The sequence below is a fragment of the Eubacterium sp. AF17-7 genome (genome assembly GCF_003461285.1).
Taxonomy (GTDB): Bacteria; Bacillota; Clostridia; order Lachnospirales; family Lachnospiraceae; genus Eubacterium_U; species Eubacterium_U album.
The window spans coordinates 1-1,783 of record NZ_QTWU01000031.1; the positions used below are offsets into that span (position 1 = coordinate 1).

The following is a 1,783-nucleotide window of genomic DNA, read 5'->3' on the forward strand; positions in this document are numbered from 1 at the left end:
GTAGCCATTGGAACAACAGGAATAATAATTGCAGGAGCAAGTGGAGTGGGAGCAGCCGCAATAGCGGAAGCAGTAATAGCGTCAGCAGGAATATCGGCTGTAACAGACGGAGCATTCTACAGCATATATGCATTAAACAATGGAAGTTTCAGCAAATCAGAATTTAAGAATGCAGTCATAAACGGAGCAGTAAACGGCTACATGTTTGCAGGAGCAGGGCTTGGAGTGGCAGGAATACAAAATGCTGCAAAGAGTGGAAAACTAGCAGGGTTTATGGCAGATGAAGCAGGAAGTGTGTCGTATGAGGGTGGTAAAAGTTCTACTAGAAGATTTTATCATGTTACAAATGAAGAAGCAGCAAAAAGTATAATTGAATCTGGACAACTTGGAAAAAAAGGAAATGTATGGGAGAACAGGGTGTTTGCATGGACAGAGCAACCAACAAAAAAACAAGCGAACATTGCAGGTATTGGAAAGGGGTATAATACTGTATTACAGTTTGAAACAAATGCGTCATTTGAATTAGATGCAGGGAATAAAGGAAAATCTATTGCAAATATTGTTGTTCAAACGACAGATGGACAGAAAGTTCCAATATCTGTATATAATGTTAAGAGGGTTGGATATAAGAAAGAGTGGTGGCAATTTTGGAAGAAATAAAGGTATCAATTAATGAAGATTATATGTTGGATTATATAAATGTATATGGTGAAAATGTACATGATTACATATCGAAAGGAGAATATTATTTTAAATTTGGCAAGATATATGGAATCATATGCGAACAAGGTGCTGGAGGAGAAGTGTTATCACAAATTATTACAAATAAATTATTTGATGATAAGACAACAATTTTTATTGATGGAATAAAAATTGATTCCATTTATGATTTGGCATGGCATGTTGGAAAAGGTGTCAGAACAGGTGGATTATTTGAAAGAGAATTAAGTGTTCAAAAAGCATTAGAGTTAGCTATTAAAAAAAATAAACGGTATGAAAATATTGACACAATTCTTGAAGAATTTCATTTGTCACGTCATAGAATAAAATATTGTTTATCAAATATGGATGTTTGGGAGAGATGGAGAGCGTCTATTGCAATAGGATATGCTCAGGGAAAACAAATTTATTGCTTTCCCTGGATGGATTCATTATATTTTTATGATTGTATGATTAATTCTTCAGTATTTAGATTTTTTAAGAAGATAACTGGAGAAAATGGATTGATTATTTTGCCAACAGCTAGAGAAAAAAACGTTAAAGGTCTTGCAGATGAAATAGTAAAGATTAATTGTCCAAGATTTGAACATTGTATTTCGGAATCTGAATATTTTAAAAAGTATTTCTTATGAGTATAATGAATTTGTATGATAATAGGCATAAGAAATAATAAAATGGTTCAGCGATAGTTTATTGTTTATGAACTTACATATGTACATATATTAATGATTATATTTTAGGTAATAGGTGCAGGAAATGTATATGAAACCCTAACCTAGAACGGTTACATTTATTGTGGAGACAATCCGCTGTATTACATAGATCCTGACGGATGTTCATACATAAGTACACTTGGAAATGCAGGAAGAACAGCTTTCAATGTTGTAAAGAGCGGAGTGGCAGGCGGACTTGGATTTTACACAAGGATATGTTGTGAAATAGATAACATGCCGACATGGGCAAAGGCAGCCGTAGGAACAACGGGAATAGTTGTAGCGGGAGTAAGCGGAGTAGGAGCAGCCGCAATAGCACAAGCGGTAATAGCGTCAGCAGGAATATCGGC

At 34.9% G+C, this 1,783-nt stretch carries 2 protein-coding genes; both read left to right on the plus strand.

What is annotated here, in order from left to right:
• Nucleotides 1-660: hypothetical protein (locus DWW96_RS14135; protein ID WP_158562728.1), on the plus strand; the 660-nt coding region annotated here is incomplete at its 5' end.
• Nucleotides 648-1,352 (plus strand): hypothetical protein, encoded by a 705-nt coding sequence (locus DWW96_RS13660; RefSeq protein ID WP_117910808.1) that lies wholly within the window; start codon nt 648-650, stop codon nt 1,350-1,352. The genes DWW96_RS14135 and DWW96_RS13660, both read left to right, overlap by 13 nt.
• Nucleotides 1,353-1,783 lie beyond the last annotated feature (431 nt).